The sequence below is a fragment of the Cellulomonas sp. HZM genome (genome assembly GCF_000708885.1).
In the GTDB taxonomy this organism is placed as follows: Bacteria; Actinomycetota; Actinomycetes; order Actinomycetales; family Cellulomonadaceae; genus Cellulomonas.
This window is the reverse complement of the sequence record NZ_JEOE01000009.1, coordinates 93,129-114,906: the sequence shown is the minus strand read 5'-3', so window position 1 is coordinate 114,906 and position 21,778 is coordinate 93,129. Positions and strand designations below refer to the sequence as shown.

Here is a 21,778-nt window from a genome sequence, read left to right as displayed (position 1 = left end):
GTCCGGGAGGGCCTCGCGGGCCGCGGCGGGGGTCGCACCGGCCGCCTCCAGGAGGTCGACGACGAGCGAGCGGTGCAGCAGCACCAGGGCCTGCACCTGCCAGTCGTCGGGCGCCGCCTCGAACGGGTCGAGGGCCGCCGCCGCCGAGACGAGCATCGCGCGCGCACGCGCGGGGTCACGGCCCGAGCCGAGCGCGTCGCCCAGCTCGTCGACCGCCCGCGCCGTGGCGTCGGCCCTCGCCGCGATCCCGGACACGTCGTGCGGCGCGTCCGCGTCGAGCAGTGCGAGCGCTCGACGTACGTACACGCGGGCGTTGCGCACGGCGCGGTCGACGAGCACCGCCGCGTCGACCGACCGCCCCAGCTCGTCGCGGTACCGGCGGTGGGCCGGCGAGACGCGGGACAGCTCGCGCGCGTTCGTCGCGACGTCGCGCCACTCGTCGAGCACCTGCTGCGACGCACGCCCGCGCACCAGCGCGTCCTCGACGTCCTGGGGCGAGCCCGTCGCGAGCCCGCGCGCGAGCGTGTGCAGCATCCCGGCGAGCTCACCGACCGAGCGGCGCGCGAGCGCACGGGGGTGACGGCGTGCGTCGTTGGGCGTGAGCAGCGCGACCGCGAGCGCCATCGCGCCGCCGACCGCCGCGTCGACCCAGCGGCCGAAGGGCCCGGACGTCGTCGGCAGCGCGACGATGACGATGGCCTGCACGCCCGCCTGCGTGGTGAGCATCGCGCCGCGGTCGATGAACCGCGCCAGCAGCGCGGCGACGAACAGCACGAACGCGATCTGCCACACGCCGCGGCCGATGAGGTGCGCGACGAGGTCGCCGAGCCCGACGCCGATCGCCACCCCGACCGCGAGCTCCGCGACGCGTCGCACCGAGCGGTCGAGCGAGAAACCGAGCGCGATCCACGCACACACGGGTGCGAAGAACGGGATCGCGTGCCCCACCCAGTAGTGCGCGATCGCGTACGCGAGCCCTCCGGCGACAGCGGCCTGGAGGATCGGGAACCACGCCGAGCGCACGCGCGCGAGACCGAGCCGCACGCGCGCCTCGCCGAGCACGCGCAGGTCGCGGGTCGTCAGGCGCTCGGTCGCCACGTCAGCGCCCCGGGCTCAGAGCATCGGGTGCTGGCCGAGGCCGCGCATCGTCTCGCCCCGCGGTGCGGGCCGGTCGGTCGAGACCCCGTCGCCGGGCACGATCGTCTCCTGCCCCGCGGCGACCATCCCGCCGTCGCAGTCGACGACGAGCGGCGCGTCGTCGGGCACCGAGCGCTTGAGCACGGCGAGCGCGACCGGCCCGAGCTCGTGGTGCCGGGCCACGGTCGTCACGGTCCCGACGACGCGTCCCGGCTCGCCGTCGACGACGTCGTGCACCTCGGCGCCCGCGACGGGGAGCAGGTGGCCGGAGCCGTCGAGGTGGAGCATCGTCAGGCGACGCGGCGGGCGGCCCAGGTTGTGCACGCGCGCGACCGTCTCCTGCCCGCGGTAGCAGCCCTTGTGCAGGTGGACGGCGGTGCGCAGCCAGTCGAGCTCGTGCGGGATGGTGCGGTGGTCCACCTCGTGCGAGAAGCGGGGGCGCCACGCCTCGACGCGGGCCGCCTCGCTCGCCCACGTGCCCGCGAGCGGCCAGCCGGCGGCCTCGCGCGCCGCGATCTCGGCGGCCAGCCGGTCGCGCGGGACCAGGACGAGGCGCCAGGCGCGGTCCTCTCCCGGGTGCTCGGCGGCGGGCGGTCCGTAGCGCGTGCCGCCCTCGGCGACGGCCGGCCACGGGTCGCGCCAGGTCACGGGCTCGTCGGGCGCGCCCTCGGCGCCGAGCGGCTCGCCGATCGCGGCCCATGCGTCGGTCGCGTCGGTGACCTCGACCCGCAGCATGAACCGCATCCGGTCCAGCCACGCCGCGAGCTCGACGGGCGTCTCGGTCAGCAGCCACGTCGTCGTGCCGTCGTCGACGACGCCCGCCGCGTGCTCGACGTGCCCCTGCGGGCTGAGCACGAGCAGCTCGGTGGACGTGTGCGGCGGGAGCGTCGCGAGCTCCTGCGACGTGATCGAGTTCAGCCAGCTGAGCCGGTCGGGCCCGGTGACGGTGACGACCCCGAGGTGGGACTGGTCGACGACGGCACCCCCGCGGGCCAGCGCGCGCTGCTCCGCGGTCGGGTCGCCGTAGTGCCACGCGACGCCGGCGTCCGGACCCGCACCGCCGACGGCCCCGCGCCGCGAGAGGAGCGGGCTGGTGTGCCGGGCCTCGGTCACGACGGTCATCGGCTCACTCCTGCGGCTCGTCGTCCGCGGCCGTCGGGGCCGCGCCGTCGGCCCGCACGAGGCGCGCGGACGCGTACGACTGCATCGGGTTGCCGAACGCCGCGAGGTCGTGCGCCCACATGAGGTCGCCGTGCACCAGGCCGTACAGCCGCTTGGACGCGGTCACGTCGGCACCGCTGGGGACGCGTGCGACGAGGTCGCTCGCGAGGTCGATCCGGCCGTTGCCGATCTCCCCGACGAGCACCGAGACGTGCCCGGACGGGTCGGCGAGCAGCACCTCGACCGGGTGCTTGTCGTCGGCGATGCCTTCGGGTCGCTCGGGCGGCACGCGCCAGTAGCCGGTCTCGGTGGACCAGACCTCGCCCTGCTCGTCGTCCGCCGCGACGGGACCGGCGCCGTCCTCGAGCGCCGCCGCGTCGTCGGGGACGTGCACGAGCCGGATCGTCGTCTCGTAGCGCAGGTAGGGGCCGCCGTCGTGGTCGAAGACGACGTCCTGCGTGAACGCGCGCTCCTCGATCCCGGGGTAGCCGACGACGCCCTCGCCGTGCCAGCGCCCGACGAGCCACGCGAGCGGGTACACCTCGGGCGCCAGGCCCTCCGGCAGCGCGAAGGCCATCAGCGCGGGTTCCGGTACAGGCGGTAGACGACGAGGCCGGCGATCCACCCGATGGTGAGCGTCGCCGCCACGAGCAGACCGATGAAGAGACCCTCGAGCGCAGTCATGCCCCGATCCTAACTAGGGTGGGCGGATGCGTTCGCTCGTCGTGAAGACCACCGCCGGACCCGAGCGCGCCGAGGCGTGCAACCAGGCGTTCACGGTGGCGGCCGCCGCGGTCGCGGCCGGTGCTGACGTGTCGTTGTGGCTCACGGGCGAGGCCGCATGGTTCGGGGTCCCGGGTCGGGCCGACGACCTGCAGCTCGAGCACGCCACGCCGCTCGCCGAGCTGCTGGACGTGGTCCTCGAAGGGGGCCGGGTGACGGTCTGCACGCAGTGCGCGGCGCGCCGCTCGATCACCGCCGACGACCTGCTGCCCGGGGTGCGGATCGCCGGCGCCGCCGTGTTCGTCGAGGAGTCGCTCGCGCCGGACGCGCAGGCGCTCGTCTACTGACGCACCCGGCCGGGCGAGGCGCCTGAGCGGACGTCAGCCGACGAGCACGCGGCCGACGACGTACACGAGGATGCCCGTCACCGTGACGGGCAGCGTCACCGCGGCGAGCGCGGGCCGGCGCTGCTCGAGCGAGGGCAGCCGGTCGAACAGCACGTGCAGGGTCGCGACGAGGATGCCGACCGCTGCACCGAGGATGAGCCCAGCGAGCACACCCACGTCGGGCAGCAGCGCCGCGGAGCCGGCGCCTGCACCCGCCGCGACGAGCGTCGTGACGACGGCACCGAGCCACGGGGACAGCGGCAGCGCGACGACGGCCGACCCGACCGCGAGCGCGAGCGCGCCGTTGACGACGAGCGACCCGGCGCCGGGCGTGCGGTCGATCGCGACCCAACCCGCTGCGGCGACGGCGACGAGCGTCCCGGCGACCGTGCCCGACACGGACTCCACGAGCCGGTCGCGACCGTCGCGGCGCGCGAGCTCGTTGACGAACGCGAGCAGGATCGCGGCGGCGAACACCACGGGGAGGTAGCGCAGGTAGGGCTGGTCGGGCGTGCGGTCCACCGCGACGACCGCGGCGACGCCGCCCAGCCCGATGACGATGCTCGAGCCGAGCCGCGCGGGCAGCCCCATGAGCGCCGGCCACCCTGCGGCGAGCAGCAGCGTGAGCAGCGCGGCGGCGATCGAGACGGGCAGGCCGCCGACGTAGCCGGCGACCGCGACGAGGGCGGCGAGGGCGGCCGTGACGACCGCGCGCGTGGCGAGCTGCATCCGGGACTATCGCCCCAGCCCGCAGGTCCGGCCGCCGACGGGACCGTGGACCGGTCCGACGACGCGGGACGGGACGGCGTGGAGCGAGCGGTCGGGGCGACGGCTCGTCCGGCGGGCGCGCTGGTCGTCGGGGCGGATCACGGCGCCGATTCTCGCAGACTCGTCGCGCACCGTCGTCGGCCGGCACCGCCACCAGCCGCCAGCCGCCAGCCGCCAGCCGCCAGCCTGCCCAGCCGCCGGCGGGACGTCGCGCCCGATGTGTCCTGCGTGTGGCCGGGCGGTCACACCCACGTCATGGGCGTCCGGCCCGTGTGTCGTGGGGGTGGCGGTACCGTGTGCCCACTCGACGACTCCTCGGGGAGGTGCACGTGGCGGAGCTCCTGCTGCTGACGCCGGTCCCGGGTGGCTCCGCCCAGGTGCTCCCCGCGCTCGGCCTGCTGTCCCACCGGGTGCGTGTGCTGCCCGTCGAGCCGTCGGCGCTCGTCGACGCGCCGGACGCGGACATCGTCGTGCTCGATGCGCGCAGGGACCTCGTCACCGCGCGCACCACGTGCCGCCTGCTGCGGGCCACGGGGCTCACGGTCCCCCTGGTGCTGGTGCTCACCGAGGGTGGCCTGACGGTCGTCACCACGGAGTGGGGCGCCGACGACATCGTGCTCGACTCCGCCGGCCCGGCCGAGGTGGAGACCCGGTTCCGCCTGGTGATGGAGCGCGCGGCGACCTCGTCGTACGACGACGCGCCGCAGGAGATCAGCTCGGGCGAGCTCACCATCGACGCGGGCGGGTACACGGCGCGACTGCGCGGGCGCCCGCTGGACCTGACCTACAAGGAGTTCGAGCTCCTCAAGTACCTCGTGCAGCACCCGGGCCGCGTGTTCACGCGTGCGCAGCTGCTGCAGGAGGTGTGGGGCTACGACTACTACGGGGGCACGCGCACGGTCGACGTCCACGTGCGACGCCTGCGGGCGAAGCTGGGACCCGAGCACGAGCAGCTCATCGGCACGGTGCGGAACGTGGGCTACCGGTTCGACCCGCCGAAGGACCGCCGGGCCGCGGGTGAGTCGCGCGACGAGCACGACGAGGCCAGCGCCGCCGCCGAGGCCTGAGTGCGCGGGCCCGTCGCACGGCTGTTCTCCGGCCTGACCCCGGGTGGCGAGCGCAACCTCGCCGACACCCTGCGGTCCGAACGCGCGGGCGGTGTGCTGCTGCTCGTCGGGACCGTCGCGGCCCTCGTGTGGGCGAACGTGGCACCCGACTCGTACGCGGCCGTGAGCGACCTCGAGCTCGGACCGGCCTCCCTGCACCTGCACCTGTCGGTCGCGCAGTGGGCCACCGACGGGCTGCTCGCGATCTTCTTCTTCGTCGTCGGGCTCGAGCTCAAGCGCGAGATCGTCGTCGGCGAGCTGCGCGACGTGCGCACCGCGGTGGTGCCGATGGTCGCGGCGTTCGGCGGCATGGTGGTGCCCGCGGCGATCTACGTGGCCCTCAACCTGCGGGTCGGCGGCGACCTGCGCGGCTGGGCCGTGCCGACCGCGACGGACATCGCGTTCGCGGTCTCGGTGCTCGCGGTCGTCGGGCGCAGCCTGCCCGACGCCTTGCGCGCGTTCCTGCTGACGCTCGCCGTGGTGGACGACCTGCTCGCGATCCTCGTCATCGCGGCGTTCTACACGTCGCACATCTCGCTGGGGCCCCTGCTCGCGGCCGTCGCGGCGGTGGTCGCGTTCGCGGCCGTCATCCGCTGGGGCCGGGCGCGGGTGTGGTTGCTGGTCCCGCTGGGGTTCGCGGCGTGGGCGTTCCTGCACGCGTCGGGCGTGCACTCGACGATCGCGGGCGTGGCGCTGGGCCTGGTGGTGCCCGCGACGGTCGAGTCGACGCAGCGGTCGATGCGGTCGCCGACGGAGCCGGAGCAGTCGATGGCCGAACGGTGGGAGCACGTGTGGCGGCCGGTCTCGGCCGGGTTCGCGGTGCCGCTGTTCGCGCTGTTCGCCGCCGGGGTCACGTTCAGCGCCGGGATCCTGCGCGACGCCGCGACCGACCCGGTCTCGCAGGGGGTCGCCGCGGGACTCGTCGTCGGCAAGCCGCTCGGCATCGTCGCGACCACGTGGGTGGTCGCGACGTTCACGAAGGCGCGGCTCGCGCCCGGGCTGGGCTGGGCGGACATCGGCTCGGTCGGGCTCGTGGGCGGCATCGGGTTCACGGTGTCGCTGCTCGTCGGCGAGCTCGCGTTCGGCTCGGGGTCCGAGCACGACGAGCACATCGTCGTCGCCGTCCTCGTCGCGTCCCTCACGGCCGCGGTGCTGGGCGGGCTCGCCCTGTGGGGTCGGGACGTTCACCACCGGCGCCTGACCGGGTAGGTTCGTCCCGATGAGCACGGTCGACTCCGCCACGCTGCTGATCGACGGGCCCTGGCAGCACCGGTTCGTCGCCGCGAACGGCGCCCGCTTCCACGTGGCGGTCGCCGGTCCCGACGACCGCGACGCGCCCCTCGTCGTGCTGCTGCACGGTGTGCCGGAGCTGTGGTGGGCGTGGCGCCACCAGATCCCCGCGCTGGCCGAGGCCGGCTACCGCGTCGCGGCGCTGGACGTGCGCGGCACCGGCGGCTCGGACAAGCCGCCGCAGGGGTACGACGTGCCGACGCTGTCCAACGACGTCGCGGGCGTGATCCGCTCGCTCGGTGCACCGGGCGCGGCCGTGGTCGGGTCCGGGACCGGCGGGGAGATCGCGTGGGCGATGGGCGCGCTGCACCCCGACGTGACGCTCGCGGTCGCCGCCCTGGCCGCGCCGCACCCGCTCGACGTGCGCGCCAACGTGCTCGCCTCGTTCCAGCCCACCGCGCTGCGGCGCCTCGCGTACCTGCAGCTGCCGTCGGCTCCCGAGCGCGCGATGACCCAGGGGGACCTGGTGCACCGCATGCTCGCCGACTGGGGCGGGTCACCGACGTGGGCAGACGCGTCCGTGGTCGAGGTGTACCGCGACGCCGCGCGCATCCCGTTCGCGGCGCACTCCGAGCTCCAGCAGCTGCGCTGGCTGCTGCGCAGCGCCCCCCGCCTCGACGGCCGGCGCTACGCGCAGGGGCTCGAACGCGCCGTGCCGCTGCCGGTGCTCCAGGTCCACGGGGGCCGCGACGGCCTGCGCCCCGCAGCCCGGTCCGCGCTCACGCCGGGCGTGCGCGCGCGCGTGTCGTCGTCCTACCGCTACGAGCTGCTGCCCGACGCCGGGCACTTCCCCGCCGAGGAGCAGCCCGAGCGCGTGACCGGCCTGCTCCTGGAGTGGCTCGCGCAGGTGCTCAGCCCTTCAGCATCGCCGCGGCCCTGACGGGGTCCTGCTCCCCCGTGCCCGACGACGGGCACAGCGCGGCCACCGGGCACGCCCCGCACGCCGGCCGCCGCGCGAAGCACGTGCGCCGGCCGTGGAAGATCAGCCGGTGGCAGGCCATCGTCCAGTCGCGCCTCGGCAGCAGGTCGCCCAGCTCCCGCTCGACGACGAGCGGGTCGTCGCTCGTCGTGTACCCGAGCCGCTTCGACAGGCGCAGCACGTGCGTGTCCGTGGTGATGCCCGGGACGCCGAACGCGTTGCCGAGCACCACGTTCGCCGTCTTGCGGCCCACACCGGGCAGCTTCACCAGGTCGACGAGGCGTCCCGGCACCTGCCCGCGGTGCTCGTCGACGAGCGCGCGCGACAGCCCCAGCAGCGAGCGCGCCTTGGCGCGGAAGAAGCCGAGCGGCTGCAGGATCTGCTCGAGCAGCTCGGGGTCGGCGGCGGCCATCGCCGCGGCGTCCGGGTACCGCTCGAACAGCTCGGGCGTCGTCGCGTTGACGCGCACGTCCGTGGTCTGCGCGGACAGCACGGTCGCGACGAGGAGCTCGAACGGGTCACGGAAGTCGAGCTCGCACCGGGCGTCGGGGTAGCGCACGGCCAGCATGCGGTCGACGCGGCGCGCCCGCCGCGTGCGGGCCAGCGGGGTCTCGTCGGGCGTCACCCTCGCAGGCTACGGGTGAGCCGCACGCGCCACCCGATCGGACGCTCAAGCGCGGGCCGGAACTGTCCGATTCGTCAAGGGAACCCGCGCACACCCAGGAGGACGACCAGATGACGCGACCCGTCGGGCAGCGGGTGCGTGACCTGCGGCTGGACCGCCGTGCCCTGCGTGCCGAGCAGGCGCGCGTGGGCTGGTGGCGGCGGCTGGTGCGCGCACGCATCGACCTCGCGGTCGCGGGCGCCGCACGGCCCGAGGCGCTCGGCGAGGCCGTCGCGTTCCAGCTCCCGCTCGACGTGGAGCTGACCGTGCCGCGGCCCGGCGAGCTCGGTGACGTCCTCGCAGGCATGGACCCGGGCGCGGAGGTCGGCCGGCTCGACGAGCTGCGTGCGCTGGACGCACGCCTGGCGCGGTACGAGGACGGCGTGCGCCGCGCACTGCTCGCCGCGACCGACCGGCTCATCGTCAGGCTCGCGACGGACCCGGCGACGACGAGCGCGGTGCTGCGAGAGCCGCTCAGCCACGCGTGATGGGGCACACTAGGGGGCGACGCCGCTGACCAGCGGCTCGTGCCAGCATCCGGCCCGCAGCCGGTGTCGGGGCCGGGCGTGAGCCGGCCGGGAAGGTGAGGGTGCCATCGTGGCCGAGGACATCGCGCTCGAGGCTCCGCTGTTCGCCGGGCTCGACGAGGACGCGGCGGCACAGCTCGTCGCGACCATGAAGCCCATCGAGGTGGCGCGCGGCGACGTGCTGTTCCACGAGGGCGACCCGGGCGACCGGCTCTACGTGGTGCGTGACGGCAAGATCAAGCTGGGGCGGCGATCGAGCGACGGGCGCGAGAACCTGCTCGCCGTGCTGGGTCCGGGCGAGATGTTCGGCGAGCTCTCGCTGTTCGACCCGGGTCCGCGCACCGCGACCGCGACGGTCGTGGCCGACGCCGTGGTGCTCGAGCTCGGTCACTCCGAGCTCATCGGCTGGCTGCAGGAGCGCCCGGGCGTCGCGCAGCAGCTGCTGCAGGCCCTGGCCCGCCGCCTGCGCCGCACCAACGAGGCGCTCGCCGACCTGGTGTTCTCCGACGTCCCCGGTCGCGTCGCGAAGGCGCTGCTCGACCTGTCGACCCGCTTCGGCGAGACGGTCGACGAGGGCATCCGCGTCGCGCACGACCTGACGCAGGAGGAGCTCGCGCAGCTCGTCGGCGCATCGCGCGAGACCGTCAACAAGGCGCTGGCCGACTTCGCGGCTCGCGGCTGGGTGCGCCGCGAGGGCCGCGCCGTCGTGCTGCTGGACGTCGACCGCCTGGAGCGCCGCGCGCGCTGATCGCTCCGCACACGGTCGAGGCCGGGTCCCGATGGGGCCCGGCCTCGCTGCGTGAGTGGTCCGGGACGAGCCCCTACGGGGTCAGCTCGACGACGAGCTCGACCTCGACCGGCGCGTCCAGCGGCAGGGCCGCGACGCCGACGGCCGAGCGCGCGTGCACGCCCGCCTCGCCCAGGACCTCGTGCAGCAGCGTGCTCGCGCCGTTGACGACGCCGGGCTGCCCGGTGAACGAGGGGTCGCTCGCGACGAAGCCGACGACCTTGACGACGCGGACCACGCGGTCGAGCGCCTCGGCACCCTCCGGACCGCCCTCGGAGTGCACGAGCGCCGCGACCGCGGCGAGCGCGTTGAGCGCCGCTGTGCGGGCCAGCCCCTGCGCGTCGTCGGCCGAGACCTGCGCACCGACCTTGCCCGTGGCGGGCAGCGCACCGTCGACGAACGGCAGCTGCCCGCTCGTGTAGACGTACGTGCCCGTGCGCACGGCGGGGACGTAGGCCGCGACCGGTGCCGCGACCCCGGGCAGCTCGATGCCGAGCTCGACGAGCCGCTGCGCGACGCCCATCAGGCCTGCTTGGGCCGCTTGAGGTAGGCGACGAGACCCGCGTCGGGGCCCTGCACCACCTGGACGAGCTCCCAGCCGTCGGCGCCCCACTGGTCGAGGATCGCCTTGGTGGCGTGGATGATGAGCGGAATCGTCGCGTACTCCCACTGCTGCTGTGCCATGCGCGTCACCCTAGCGCCGGACGGTGCCCGGCAGAGCGCTCGTCCTGCAGCGCGCGTCCTCAGGGCGCGACGAGCTCCGCCGCGTCACGCACGTCGACCAGCTCCGAGCGCCACGAGCTGACCTCGGGACGGCGGCGCAGGAGCTGGCGCCGTTCACGCTCGGTCATGCCGCCCCACACGCCGAAGTTCATGCGGTTGTCGAGCGCGTCGGCGAGGCACTCGAGCCGCACCTGGCAGCCCATGCACACGGAGCGCGCCTCGCGCTGCGCGGGTCCCTCGACGAACAGCGCGTCGGGGCTCACGTCGTCGGAGCCGCACGCTGCGACCGCCGTCCAGTGGCCGTCCAGGTCAGGGCGCGCTGCGGGGCGCCCGTCGATCACGTTCATGGTGAGTTCCTTCCCCCTGCGGACACGGATGCGCTGGTCGGAGCCAGCATCCGCGCCGATGTTTCAAGCCGGACCGTATCGTCGTCCCCGCGGCCGTGGCGAGACTCCTTTCGGGTCATTTCTCCCTGGTCGCGCGGGTGTCAGCCGTTCGGGTGACGAGGCGGTCGTGACGCGTCGTGACGCGGATCCGCGGCGGATGTGCAGGTCCGGTGCAGGTCCGTGCGAGCGTGCGGCAGGTCACGGCCGAGGCTCAGGGGCGGCCACTACCCTGACGGGATGCCGAACCCTGCTCGTTCCCGTGGTCGTGGCCGCCAGGTCAACGCCGGCCAGGCGCTCGCCCTGCTGCTGGCCTTCGTCCTGGTCGCGACGATCGGTGGCGTCCTCGCCGCCGGCCTGGTCCTGCCGGGCGTCGCCGTCGCCAACGGCGCGACCAACCTGACCACGCAGGCGTTCGACGAGCTGCCGACCGAGCTGGGCGAGTCGACGCTCCCGCAGAAGTCGACGATCCTCGCGTCGGACGGCACCGTCATCGCGACGTTCTTCTACCAGAACCGCGTCGTGGTCCCGCTGGACGAGATCAACCAGACGATGCGCGACGCGGTGATCGCGACCGAGGACAAGCGCTTCTACGAGCACTCCGGCGTCGACCCGATGGGCATGCTGCGGGCCGCGGTCCGCAACAGCGTGAGCGACTCGCGCGAGGGCGCCTCGACGCTCACGCAGCAGTACGTGAAGAACGTCCTCATCGAGGAGGCGCTCAGCAAGAAGACGAAGGCCGAGCAGGACGCGGCGCTCGAGGACGCGCGCGGCGCCGAGGGCAGCGAGGGCATCGCGCGCAAGCTGCGCGAGGCGAAGCTTGCCATCACGCTCGAGCAGAAGATGTCGAAGGACGAAATCCTCGAGAAGTACCTGAACATCGCGCAGTTCGGCACGTCGGTGTACGGCGTCGAGGCCGCGGCGCAGTACTACTTCGGCGTCCCCGCCGCGAAGCTCACCTACCTGCAGGCGGCGACGATCGCCGGCGTGACCCGGTCCCCGTCCGCGTGGGACCCGGTGCGCAACCCGGAGGCCTCGGAGCAGCGCCGCAACACGGTGCTCGGCCTGATGCGCGACCAGCACTACATCACCCAGGAGCAGTACGACAAGGGCATCGCGACTCCGCTGAAGAAGTCGCTCAAGGTCCACCAGCCGCAGCTCGGCTGCATGTCGGCGACCAAGGCGATCGCCGGCTCCGGGTTCTTCTGCGACTACGTCACCAAGGTCATCGCGAACGACCCGGCGTTCGGCAAGGACAAGGACGCCCGCGTCAAGCTGCTCTACCGCGGCGGTCTGACGATCAAGACCACGCTGATCCCGAGCGAGCAGCGCGCCGCGGACAAGCAGGTCAAGAAGAACCTGCCGGCGAAGAAGTACGACGTGAGGGACGCCAAGGGCCGCCCCACGACTGCCTATCTCGGGTCGTCCATCGTCGTCGTCGAGCCCGGCACGGGTGCGATCACCGCCATGGCGCAGAACCGGACGTTCAACAACACGAGCGAGACCACCGCCAAGCAGACGTCGGTCAACTGGAACACGCCGTACGCCTACGGGTCGTCGCGCGGCTTCGCGCCCGGCTCGACGTTCAAGCCGTTCACGCTGCTCGAGTGGCTCCGCGAGGGGCACAGCCTGAACGAGAACATCGACGGGCGGAAGTTCGAGTACCCGATGTCGGCCTTCAACGCACCGTGCACCAACCTGGCCGGCGGCAACTACAAGTTCGGCAACGCCGAGGGCAGCGGCGGGATCATGTCCGTCCAGAAGGCGACCCAGAACTCGGTCAACTCGGCGTACATCGCGATGGCCACCAAGCTGAACCTGTGCGACGTCTTCAAGGGCGCCGACGACCTCGGTGTGCGCATGGGTACCCCGGGTGCACCCGAGTACCCCGTCCTGCCGGCGAACGTCATCGGCTCCGACCCCGTCGCGCCGCTGAGCATGGCCAACGCGTTCGCGGCATTCGCGTCGGGCGGCATCTACTGCACGCCGGTCGCCATCAAGAGCGTCACGAACGCCGCGGGCAAGAAGCTCAAGGTGCCGGACGCGGACTGCCACCGCGAGATCGAGCAGAAGTACGCCAACGCGATGAACGAGGGTCTGAGCCACGTGTGGGAGGGCACCGCGAAGACCGTCGGCGAGGGATCGGCGAAGATCACGGGCAAGCCGTCCTACACCGCCTCGGGCAAGACGGGTACCACCTCGCACAACGAGAGCACCTGGTTCGTCGGCTACACGCCCGAGCGCGCAGCGGCGGTGTGGGTCGGAGATCCGCTGACCGCTGGTACGCGAGCGCAGGGCGTCACCGTCAACGGCAACTACATCCGGTACATGTACGGCGCCTCGATCGCTGGCCTGACCTGGCGCAAGACGATGGACTCCATCATGGAGGGCAAGAGCGACCCCGGCTTCGAGAAGGCCGACAACGAGCAGGTCTACGGCAAGAAGGTCTACGTGCCGTACGTCGTCGGCCGCGCGCAGGGCGACGCCGAGGCCGCGCTGCGGCAGGCCGGTTTCACCGTGTCGGTCGACCCGACGCCTGTCGCGTCCGACAAGCCCGCGGGCACGGTCGCCGAGCAGAACCCGTCCGGCACCGCCATCAAGGGTTCGACGATCATCCTCAAGATCTCCGACGGCTCGGGCGTCCAGCCCCCCGACCAGGGGGACGGCAACGGTGACAACGGCGGTGACGACGGCGGCGGGAACAACAACGGCGGCAACGGCAACGGCAACGGGCCGGGGAACGGGCACGGCCGCGGTGGCCGCGGTTGATCACCGCAGCTGACCCTCACCGCTCCCCGCTCGCGACCACCGGCCTCACGCTCGGCGGGCTCGCGCTCGCGGGGGCTGGCGCGCTCGCGTGGGCGTCGCTCGTCGAGGTCCGCTGGTACACGCTGCGCGAGGTGACCGTCCCGGTGCTGCCGACGGGCCAGGACCCGCTGCGGATCCTGCACGTCTCGGACCTGCACCTCATGCCCGGCCAGCACCGCAAGGTGGACTGGGTGCGCGACCTCGCGTCGCTCGACCCGCACCTGGTGATCGACACGGGCGACAACTGGGCGAGCACGGAGTCGCTCCCCGCGCTCTTCCGCGCGCTCGAGCCGCACCTGTCGACGCCCGGCGCCTTCGTGCTCGGCTCCAACGACTACGTCGCCCCGGTCCCCAAGAACCCGGCTCGCTACCTGCGCAAGGACCCGCGGCGCAGAGGCACGCAGCACACCGAGCTCCCGTGGCGCGAGCTCGTCGCGCACCTCACCGACGCCGGCTGGCTGGACCTGGACAACCACCGCGGCGTGCTCGACGTCGCAGGCCTGCGCGTCTCGTTCGTCGGGACCGATGACGCGCACCTGGACCGCGACCGCTTCCCCGCGCCCTCGTCGGCTCCGGAGCAGGACGTCGACCTGCACCTCGGCGTCACGCACGCGCCCTACCAGCGCGTGCTGACGGACATGCTCGAGGACGGGGTCGACCTCGCGATCGCCGGCCACACGCACGGCGGCCAGCTCGCCGTCCCCGGCTGGGGAGCCCTGGTCACCAACTGCGACCTCGACACCCGCCGTGCCAAGGGCCTGCACGGCTGGCCGGGGCCGCGCCCGGACCGCTCGGGCGGTGACGGGTCGATGTGGCTGCACGTCTCGGCCGGTCTCGGCACGTCCCCGTACGCGCCCGTGCGGTTCGCGTGCCGGCCCGAGGCGACCTTGCTCACGCTCGTCGCCGCGTGACGGACCGGATTCGGTTCCAGGGCTCTCGTCGGCTATCCTGATCCGGCTCCACGGGGTGTGGCGCAGCTTGGTAGCGCGCTTCGTTCGGGACGAAGAGGTCGTGGGTTCGAATCCCGCCACCCCGACCGTGGGATGTCGTAGGACATCGTCGACAGGCCGGATCCGTCAAGGGTCCGGCCTGTCGTGCTTCTCGGGGTATCTCCGCCCGCGCGGCCCGCTCCTCCCGGGTACCCCGGCAACGACGCCGGGCCGGACCGGGAGGTCGAGCCATGCCGCACGGAGACGCCGACAACGGGGTCGTGACGCCGCGATCCACCTTCTACGACCAGGGACGCTTCGGCCGGCTGTTCCCGTCGCTGCCCGCCTTCGCGGCCGACACCCCGTCGGTCCGCGCGCAGCTGCGCGAGCTCGGCAAGCCGGGTGGGATCATGGACGCCGCCGACGCCTCGACGGACCCCGTGGCGCTCATCGTCGACCCCACGCTGTCGGCCCACAACGCCGACAACCCGCGGCTCAGCGCGGGCATGACGTTCCTCGGGCAGTTCCTGGACCACGACATGACGTTCGACCCGACGTCGTCACTGGCCCGCGCTCAGGATCCCGAGTCCATCCGCAACTTCCGCATCCCCGCGCTCGACCTCGACAGCGTCTACGGCGGCGGGCCGGGCGTGTCACCACACCTGTACGACCAGTCCGTCGACCACGGCCGCACGACGATGCTCGTCGAGCCCATCCCGAAGTCGGACAAGCACTGCGTCGACAAGAAGGTCCGCTACGACGTCCCGCGCAACTCGCAGAGCACCGCCCTGATCGGCGACCCGCGCAACGACGAGAACCTCATCGTCGACCAGCTCCACCTCGCGTTCCTGCGCTTCCACAACCGCGTGGTCGCCGACGTGCGCCCCACGCTCGGTCCGCTCGCGACCCCGCAGGAGCTGTTCGCCGAGGCCCAGCGGATCGTCCGGTGGCACTACCAGTGGATGGTGCTGCACTTCTTCCTGCCGCTGACCTGCGGCGACGCGGTCGTCGCGGACATCCTGGCGAACGGGCGCAGGTTCTACGACTGGCACAACTCGCCATACATCCCGGTGGAGTTCTCGGTGGCCGCGTACCGGTTCGGCCACTCGCAGGTGCGACCCTCGTACCGCGGCAACTTCGGCACGTCGGCGACCGACCCGACGAAGCAGTTCTTCGCGCTGATCTTCGACCACACCGCGACGGGCACCGACCCGGCGGACCTGCGCGGCGGCTGCCGGGCGCCCCGGCGGTTCATCGACTGGCAGACGTTCTTCGACTTCGGCGACGGCCGCGTGCGGCGCAACAAGAAGATCGACACGACGCTCTCGTCGGCCATGTTCCACCTGCTCGGCCAGCCGTCCGACGAGCCCGACTCGCTCGCGATCCGCAACCTGCTGCGCGCGCTGACCATGGAGGTGCCGTCCGGCCAGCGCGTCGCCGCCGCGATGCAGGAGGCACCGCTGTCCACGACCGACCTCGCGGACCTCGAGCCGTTCGGGCTGCACAAGCGCACGCCGCTGTGGTTCTACGTCCTGCGTGAGGCGCAGGTGCAGGCTGCCGGCGAGCACCTCGGGGCGGTCGGCGGGCGCATCGTCGCGGAGGTGTTCCACGGCCTCATCGACGGCGACCCCTCGTCGTACCTGTCGCAGGATCCCGACTGGACGCCCACCTACGGGACCGGCGACGAGTTCGGCATGACCGACCTGCTCACGGCCGCGGGGGTGGTCGGCAAGCTCACCTGACGACCACCCCGGGGTGTCAGGCGGTTGCCCGCAGACGCTGGGCCAGGAGCTCGGCGATCTGCACCGCGTTGAGCGCTGCGCCCTTGCGCAGGTTGTCGTTGGACACGAACAGCGCGAGCCCGCGGCCCTCCGGCGCGCCCTCGTCGGCCCGGATGCGGCCGACGAACGAGGGGTCCTGACCCGCCGCGACGAGCGGGGTCGGGACGTCCGCGAGCTGCACGCCCGGGGCGTCGCCGAGCAGCTCGGTGGCGCGCTCCGGCGAGAGCGGCCGCTCGAACTCCGCGTTGATCGACAGCGAGTGGCCCGTGAACACCGGCACGCGCACGCACGTGCCCGAGACGAGCAGGTCCGGGGCGCCGAGGATCTTGCGCGACTCGTGGCGCAGCTTCTGCTCCTCGTCGGTCTCGTGCAGGCCGTCGTCGACGATCGAGCCCGCGAGCGGGATGACGTCGAACGCGATGTTCGCGACGTACTTCACGGGTGCCGGGAGGGTCACCGCGGAGCCGTCGTGCACGAGGGCGAGCGTGTCCTGCTCGACGGCCGCGCGGATCTGGGAGTCGAGCTCCTGGGCGCCCGCGAGGCCCGAGCCGGAGACGGCCTGGTAGGTCGAGACGACGAGGCGGCGCAGGCCGGCCTCCTCGTGCAGCGGCCGCAGCACCGGCATCGCGGCCATCGTGGTGCAGTTGGGGTTCGCGACGATGCCCAGCGGGATGTCGTCGAGCGCCTCCGGGTTGACCTCGGACACGACGAGCGGGACCTGCGGGTCGCGGCGCCAGGCCGACGAGTTGTCGACGACGACCGCACCGGCCGCCGCGAAACGCGGCGCGTGCTCCTTCGAGGTGCCGCCGCCCGCGGAGAACAACGCGATGTCGATGCCAGACAGGTCGGCGGTCTCGACGTCCTCGACGACGACGTCCTCACCGCGCCAGGGCAGCGTCGTGCCCGCCGAGCGCGCGGACGCGAAGTAACGGATCGAGGCGACCGGGAAGTCGCGCTCGTCGAGCAGCCGGCGCATGACCGCACCGACCTGGCCGGTCGCACCCACGACCGCGACGCGCAGCCCGCTCATCGTCCGGTACCCCCGTACACCACGGCCTGCTCCTCGGTCGCGTCCAGGTCGAACGCGGTGTGCACCGCGCGCACGGCGTCGTCGAGCGAGTCGGCGCGGGTCACCACCGAGATGCGGATCTCCGAGGTGGAGATCATCTCGATGTTGATGCCCGCGTCGGACAGCGCGGCGAACAGCCGCGCGGAGACACCGGGCGACGACTTCATGCCGGCCCCGACGAGCGAGAGCTTGCCGATGGTGTCGTCGTACTGCAGCGACGTGAAGCCGATGTCCGGCTGGCGCTCGGTGAGCGCGGACATCGCGGCGGCGCCGTCCGCCGCGGGGAGCGTGAACGAGATGTCCGTGAGGCCGGTCGCGGCGACGGACACGTTCTGCACGATCATGTCGATGTTCGCGCCGGCGCTGGCGACGACCTCGAAGATGCGGGCGGCCTTGCCCGGGACGTCCGGGACGCCGACGACGGTGATCTTCGCCTCCGAGCGGTCGTGCGCGACGCCCGAGATGATCGGCTCTTCCACGGTTCCTCCTTCGGGCATCTGGCCCTGGACAAGCGTTCCGGTGTGGTTCGAGAAGGACGAGCGCACGTGCACGGGCACCCCGAAGCGCCGCGCGTACTCCACGCACCGCAGGACGAGCACCTTCGCGCCGCTCGCGGCGAGCTCGAGCATCTCCTCGTAGGTGACGGTGTCGAGCTTGCGCGCGCTCGGCACGATGCGCGGGTCCGCGGTGAACACGCCGTCGACGTCGGTGTAGATCTCGCAGACGTCCGCGCCCAGGCCGGCGGCGAGCGCGACGGCAGTGGTGTCCGAGCCGCCGCGGCCGAGCGTCGTGACGTCGTTGGTCTCCTGGGTCACGCCCTGGAAGCCCGCGACGATCGCGACCTGGCCCTTCTCGATCGTCTCGCGGATGCGCACGGGCACCACGTCGACGATGCGCGCGCGGCCGTGCACGGCGTCCGTGATGACGCCCGCCTGCTGGCCGGTGAAGGACTTGGCCTTCACGCCGAGGTTGTTGATCGCCATCGCGAGCAGCGACATCGAGATGCGCTCGCCCGCCGTCAGCAGGATGTCCATCTCGCGCTGCGGGGGCAGCGGGGTGATCTGCTGCGCGAGCTCGATCAGGTCGTCCGTGGTGTCCCCCATGGCCGAGACCACGACGACGACGTCGTTCCCGGCGCGCTTGGACTCCGCGATCCGCTTCGCTACCCGCTTGATGCTCTCGGCGTCCGCCACGGACGATCCGCCGAACTTCTGCACGACAAGTGCCACGTGCTGCTCCATCTGTCGCCGGCCTCCGTTTGTCTCAACGGCCCGCCGGGTCCCGGTGTGTCGTCGGGGATCGTAGGCGAGGCCCGGCGTCCGGCGCCAGGGCGATCACGATGCGGGCGCGGTCGAGAGCCAGGCGCTGCGACCCCACGGGTACGAGGCGTCGTTGATGTGGCCGTGGGGGCCGGCCGGGAACCTGGCGCCCGGCGCCGCGGGGTTCGTCGTGGCGGTGCGGCGGCTCACGATCCCGCAGCGCAAGCTCCCCCGCGGGACGCGCGTGGCGTGAGGCTCAGGCCGCGCGCGAGCGCAGCCGCACCCCGAGCAGGTACATCTCGCAGCCGAGGCACAGCCCGAACACCGCATTGAGCACGGCCGCGACCAGCGCGAACGCCGCCGCGACCGGCACGGCCCAGCTGACGCCGACCAGCGCGAGCAGCACGCCCAGGCCCGTGATGACCAGGCCGACGAGCTGCGCGAACCGCGGCGGGCGCGGGTCCTCCAGCTCGGCGGGGGGCGCGAGGCGCGGGCGGACCAGCGTGCGGAACAGCCAACCCTGCCACGTGCCGCCGGTACCGCGCGTGGCACCGAGCGCGAAGCTGAGCGCGACGAACGCGAGCAGCACCGTGGCCGTGGTGCCCGAGCCGAGCAGCAGCACGACGACGAGCAGGACGGCCGTGATGCCGGCGCCCACGCGCGGGCCGCGGGGGTCGATGCCGGCAGGGGAGGTGGTGCGGGCGGTCTCGGTCACGGGGTTCCTCTCAGGGCTGGGGGCGTCGGGTCGCGGGACTCGTCAGGACGCCGGATGGACGGAGGCGTTCGTCGGGACCTGCGCGAGCGCGGCCAGGGCCTGCGCGCGGTCCGTCCCGCCGACGAGCCGGCCGACGACCGCACCGCGCGAGTCCAGCAGCACCGTGGTGGGTGTGCGCATCACGCCGAGGGTGCGCACCAGGTCGAGGTGGTCGGCGACGTCGAGCTCGACGTGCTGCACGTCCGGGTCGTCGGCGTGGATGGCTCCCAGCACGCGCGCGGTGCTGCGGCACGCGGAGCACACCTCGGCGGAGAGCTGCACGAACGTGGCCCGCGCACCGAGGTCGGCGCCGATGTCCGCGGGCGTCAGTCGCTGCTCGTCGTCGGCCGATGCCGACCCGGCAGACGCGAACCGCCCGGTGCGCGCGCGCCACACGAGCCCGAGCACGCCGGCGACCGCCAGCACCCCGACGACCACGAGCACGTTCCCCACGGCGACCTCCTCGCGGAAAACCCTACTCGTGCGGTCGAATATCCGTCGTCCCCCGTCTCACCCCTCGACCACGGCCCCTCGCGCCGACCAAGCACTTCGTCACGTCATGGGCGCCCACGGCGTGACGAAGTGCTTGCTCGGCGGTGGTGGGGAGGGGGTCAGGGCTGGAGGGCGTCGTACTCCGCTTCCGTCGCCACGTCGTCGTCGACGTCCAGGCGCAGGTGGGCGAGGATCGACTGCAACGCGCGCAGCACGCTCGCGGCCGTCTCGCCCCACACCGAGAGGTACGAGAACTGCCACCACCACAGCGCCTCGAGCTCGCGGCCGCGCTCGAAGTGCCGCAGCCCCTGCGCGAGCGCCTCCGCGATCGCGACGAGGTTGCCCGAGATGCTCACGAGCTCGATCTCGGGTCCGATGAGCGGGTCGACGACCTCGGTGTACTCGTCGACTCCCTCGAGCGCGTTGGCGAGCGCGGCGCGCAGCGGCTCGACGTCGGGGTCCGGACCCGCATCGGGCTCGAACCGCTCGGCCGGGACGACGTCCGTGGTCGCGCCGAGTCGCGCGCCCGCGGCGAGCACGTCCGACACGGCGAGCAGCAGCAACGGCAGGGAAGCCTCCGGGCTCGTGCCCGCACCGACCTCGGTGATGGTCGACAGGAAACCGCGGGACTGGTCCGCGACCGCCCGGGCGATGTCCCGGACGTCGGCGTCGGTGCTCTCGGTCATCGTCGTCTCCCCCGTCTCGTGTGCTCGGCTTCTCGTCGTGCGCGCCGCCCGGTCCTCACGCGCTGATGCGCCGACGACCCTCGAACGCCCGGCCCAGCGTGACCTCGTCGGCGTACTCCAGGTCCCCGCCGACCGGCAGGCCGGACGCGAGACGGCTCACCGTCAGGCCCATCGGCACCAGCAGGCGGGCCAGGTAGGTCGCGGTGGCCTCGCCCTCGACGTTCGGGTCCGTCGCGAGGATGACCTCGGTGACCGTGCCGTCGGCCAGGCGCGACATGAGCTGCGCGATGCGCAGGTCGTCGGGGCCGACCCCCGCGATCGGGTTGATGGCGCCGCCGAGCACGTGGTACCGCCCGCGGAACTCACGCGTGCGCTCGATCGCGACGACGTCCTTGGGCTCCTCGACCACGCACAGCGTCGCGGGCGACCGGCGCGGGTCGCGGCAGATGCGGCACTGCTCCTCCTGCGCCACGTTGCCGCAGATGTCGCAGAACCGGACGCGCAGCTTCACCTCGGTCAGCGCGTCCGAGAGGCGACGCACGTCCGCCGGGTCCGCCGCGAGGATGTGGAACGCGATGCGCTGGGCGCTCTTGGGACCGACGCCGGGCAGCCGCCCGAGCTCGTCGATCAGGTCCTGGACCGCGCCCTCGTACACGGGTGCCAGCCTACGTGCCGCGCGGGCCCGTGCGGGTGCGCCGCGTCGGGTCGCCCGGGCAACATGCAGGCAGCTCCCAGGGACGGGTGGGACGATCCGAGCGCCCGGTTGCGCGAGCGCGTGCCGCCCCGCCCCAGGCCCGCCAGGACCGAACCGTGAAGGAGCTGTCGTGCGACGTGCGCCCCTGCTCGTGCTCGGTGCGGTCACCGCACTGGTGACCGTCGCCTCGGTCGCGTCGTGCACCACCGACGACCCTGCGCAGCGGCAGGCCGAGACCCTGGTGGGCTTCGGTGGCCCGCATGGGTGGACCGCCGTGGCGCAGGGCGGCGAGAAGCTCGCCGACGACGAGCGCGCCGGGACCGTCGGCGACGTCCCCGTCGTCTACATCGAGGGCGACCAGCCCGCGGGCGTGCAGGTGCGGTGGTCCGCGCCCGTCGACGACTCCGACCTCGCCGACCGGTGCGGCGAGCTCGCTCGGTGGCTCGTCTCGGCCGCACAGGCGTGGCCGAGCGGCACGGCCGTCGACGCCGACGGGGTGCAGGCGGACTGCGAGCAGCGGTCCGCGCAGGTCGGCGGCGCGGTGGTCGCGTCCGGGGCGGGCGAGGCGCACGACGAGGGCGGCCGCGTCACGTACGCCGCGGGCTCGACGACCGGCGCCGACGGGCACGAGGAGCTCGTCGCCACGCTCGCGTTCGACTCCGACTCGCGTTCCTGACGGCCGCACGCCGCTCTCGGGGCCCAGTCGTGCGGGGTGTGCCCGGGGCTGCCGGG

General features: G+C 73.5%; 24 protein-coding genes and 1 tRNA gene. 11 read left to right on the top strand and 14 right to left on the bottom strand.

What is annotated here, in order from left to right; translation table 11 throughout:
- The 3 genes from AW16_RS0107445 to AW16_RS0107435 form a co-directional block, all read right to left on the bottom strand.
- Positions 1-1,098, bottom strand: a 1,098-nt coding sequence (locus AW16_RS0107445) for an aromatic acid exporter family protein (RefSeq protein ID WP_029289320.1), incomplete at its 3' end; no start/stop codon positions are given.
- Between the two features lie 15 nt (positions 1,099-1,113).
- On the bottom strand, positions 1,114-2,259 hold the full coding sequence (locus AW16_RS0107440; protein WP_029289319.1) for a folate-binding protein YgfZ: 1,146 nt from the start codon (positions 2,257-2,259) through the stop codon (positions 1,114-1,116).
- Positions 2,260-2,263: 4 nt separating this feature from the next.
- Positions 2,264-2,875, bottom strand: coding sequence for an FABP family protein (locus AW16_RS0107435; protein WP_029289318.1), 612 nt, complete (start codon positions 2,873-2,875; stop codon positions 2,264-2,266).
- Between the two features lie 133 nt (positions 2,876-3,008).
- Here AW16_RS0107435 and AW16_RS0107425 point away from each other — a divergent pair, with 133 nt between their 5' ends.
- Complete coding sequence (locus tag AW16_RS0107425; protein WP_029289317.1) at positions 3,009-3,368, top strand: DsrE family protein; 360 nt, start codon at positions 3,009-3,011, stop codon at positions 3,366-3,368.
- A gap of 33 nt (positions 3,369-3,401) precedes the next feature.
- Here AW16_RS0107425 and AW16_RS0107420 read toward each other — a convergent pair whose 3' ends face one another.
- Complete coding sequence (locus AW16_RS0107420) at positions 3,402-4,136, bottom strand: hypothetical protein (RefSeq protein WP_029289316.1); 735 nt, start codon at positions 4,134-4,136, stop codon at positions 3,402-3,404.
- A 368-nt stretch (positions 4,137-4,504) separates the two neighbouring features.
- Here AW16_RS0107420 and AW16_RS0107410 point away from each other — a divergent pair, with 368 nt between their 5' ends.
- Genes AW16_RS0107410 through AW16_RS0107400 form a run of 3 tightly spaced genes read left to right on the top strand, consistent with a single transcriptional unit; the run spans position 4,505 to position 7,451 of the window.
- Positions 4,505-5,242, top strand: coding sequence for a response regulator transcription factor (locus tag AW16_RS0107410; protein WP_029289315.1), 738 nt, complete (start codon positions 4,505-4,507; stop codon positions 5,240-5,242).
- Positions 5,243-6,490 carry a Na+/H+ antiporter NhaA gene (gene nhaA, locus AW16_RS0107405; RefSeq protein ID WP_034648326.1) on the top strand — a complete coding sequence of 416 codons (1,248 nt, stop codon included), beginning with the start codon at positions 5,243-5,245 and terminating at the stop codon, positions 6,488-6,490.
- Between the two features lie 10 nt (positions 6,491-6,500).
- Positions 6,501-7,451, top strand: a complete 951-nt coding sequence (locus AW16_RS0107400; RefSeq protein WP_029289313.1) for an alpha/beta fold hydrolase — start codon at positions 6,501-6,503, stop codon at positions 7,449-7,451.
- On the opposite strand, the gene nth is transcribed toward AW16_RS0107400, so the two are convergent.
- Positions 7,423-8,115: an endonuclease III gene (nth, locus tag AW16_RS0107395; RefSeq protein ID WP_029289312.1), complete on the bottom strand. Its 693-nt coding sequence runs from the start codon at positions 8,113-8,115 to the stop codon at positions 7,423-7,425. The genes AW16_RS0107400 and nth overlap by 29 nt on opposite strands.
- A gap of 110 nt (positions 8,116-8,225) precedes the next feature.
- Here nth and AW16_RS0107390 point away from each other — a divergent pair, with 110 nt between their 5' ends.
- A complete protein-coding gene (locus tag AW16_RS0107390; RefSeq protein ID WP_029289311.1) occupies positions 8,226-8,642 on the top strand; it encodes a hypothetical protein in 417 nt (138 codons plus the stop codon).
- Between the two features lie 109 nt (positions 8,643-8,751).
- On the top strand, positions 8,752-9,429 hold the full coding sequence (locus AW16_RS0107385; protein ID WP_029289310.1) for a Crp/Fnr family transcriptional regulator: 678 nt from the start codon (positions 8,752-8,754) through the stop codon (positions 9,427-9,429).
- Positions 9,430-9,502: 73 nt separating this feature from the next.
- Here AW16_RS0107385 and AW16_RS0107380 read toward each other — a convergent pair whose 3' ends face one another.
- Genes AW16_RS0107380 through AW16_RS0107370 form a run of 3 tightly spaced genes read right to left on the bottom strand, consistent with a single transcriptional unit; the run spans position 9,503 to position 10,538 of the window.
- Positions 9,503-9,991: a RidA family protein gene (locus AW16_RS0107380; protein ID WP_029289309.1), complete on the bottom strand. Its 489-nt coding sequence runs from the start codon at positions 9,989-9,991 to the stop codon at positions 9,503-9,505.
- Positions 9,991-10,152 (bottom strand): hypothetical protein, encoded by a 162-nt coding sequence (locus tag AW16_RS18615; protein WP_191785328.1) that lies wholly within the window; start codon positions 10,150-10,152, stop codon positions 9,991-9,993. The genes AW16_RS0107380 and AW16_RS18615 overlap by 1 nt, the downstream gene beginning before the upstream one ends.
- A gap of 59 nt (positions 10,153-10,211) precedes the next feature.
- Positions 10,212-10,538 (bottom strand): WhiB family transcriptional regulator, encoded by a 327-nt coding sequence (locus AW16_RS0107370; protein WP_051681753.1) that lies wholly within the window; start codon positions 10,536-10,538, stop codon positions 10,212-10,214.
- A gap of 276 nt (positions 10,539-10,814) precedes the next feature.
- Between AW16_RS0107370 and AW16_RS0107365 the strand changes: the two genes are divergently transcribed.
- From AW16_RS0107365 to AW16_RS0107350, 4 genes are all read left to right on the top strand, one after another.
- Complete coding sequence (locus AW16_RS0107365) at positions 10,815-13,343, top strand: transglycosylase domain-containing protein (protein ID WP_029289307.1); 2,529 nt, start codon at positions 10,815-10,817, stop codon at positions 13,341-13,343.
- Positions 13,340-14,293: a metallophosphoesterase gene (locus tag AW16_RS0107360; RefSeq protein ID WP_231495975.1), complete on the top strand. Its 954-nt coding sequence runs from the start codon at positions 13,340-13,342 to the stop codon at positions 14,291-14,293. Before AW16_RS0107365 ends, AW16_RS0107360 begins: the two co-directional genes overlap by 4 nt.
- A gap of 51 nt (positions 14,294-14,344) precedes the next feature.
- A tRNA-Pro gene (locus AW16_RS0107355) sits at positions 14,345-14,418 on the top strand.
- A 144-nt stretch (positions 14,419-14,562) separates the two neighbouring features.
- Positions 14,563-16,053 carry a heme peroxidase family protein gene (locus AW16_RS0107350; protein WP_029289305.1) on the top strand — a complete coding sequence of 497 codons (1,491 nt, stop codon included), beginning with the start codon at positions 14,563-14,565 and terminating at the stop codon, positions 16,051-16,053.
- 16 nt (positions 16,054-16,069) lie between these two features.
- Here AW16_RS0107350 and AW16_RS0107345 read toward each other — a convergent pair whose 3' ends face one another.
- From AW16_RS0107345 to recR, 6 genes are all read right to left on the bottom strand, one after another.
- Positions 16,070-17,122 (bottom strand): aspartate-semialdehyde dehydrogenase, encoded by a 1,053-nt coding sequence (locus AW16_RS0107345; RefSeq protein WP_029289304.1) that lies wholly within the window; start codon positions 17,120-17,122, stop codon positions 16,070-16,072.
- Complete coding sequence (locus tag AW16_RS0107340; protein WP_029289303.1) at positions 17,119-18,390, bottom strand: aspartate kinase; 1,272 nt, start codon at positions 18,388-18,390, stop codon at positions 17,119-17,121. Before AW16_RS0107340 ends, AW16_RS0107345 begins: the two co-directional genes overlap by 4 nt.
- A 286-nt stretch (positions 18,391-18,676) precedes the next feature.
- The gene (locus AW16_RS0107330) at positions 18,677-19,135 is read right to left on the bottom strand and encodes a DUF4395 domain-containing protein (protein WP_029289302.1); all 459 of its coding nucleotides are present in this window, start codon (positions 19,133-19,135) and stop codon (positions 18,677-18,679) included.
- Between the two features lie 42 nt (positions 19,136-19,177).
- Positions 19,178-19,627, bottom strand: coding sequence for a thioredoxin family protein (locus tag AW16_RS0107325; RefSeq protein WP_034648323.1), 450 nt, complete (start codon positions 19,625-19,627; stop codon positions 19,178-19,180).
- A 158-nt stretch (positions 19,628-19,785) separates the two neighbouring features.
- On the bottom strand, positions 19,786-20,352 hold the full coding sequence (locus AW16_RS0107320) for a DUF5063 domain-containing protein (protein ID WP_029289300.1): 567 nt from the start codon (positions 20,350-20,352) through the stop codon (positions 19,786-19,788).
- 55 nt (positions 20,353-20,407) lie between these two features.
- Positions 20,408-21,007, bottom strand: a complete 600-nt coding sequence (gene recR, locus AW16_RS0107315) for a recombination mediator RecR (RefSeq protein ID WP_029289299.1) — start codon at positions 21,005-21,007, stop codon at positions 20,408-20,410.
- A gap of 169 nt (positions 21,008-21,176) precedes the next feature.
- On the opposite strand from recR, the gene AW16_RS0107310 reads away from it, so the two are divergent.
- Positions 21,177-21,722: a hypothetical protein gene (locus AW16_RS0107310; RefSeq protein ID WP_029289298.1), complete on the top strand. Its 546-nt coding sequence runs from the start codon at positions 21,177-21,179 to the stop codon at positions 21,720-21,722.
- Positions 21,723-21,778 lie beyond the last annotated feature (56 nt).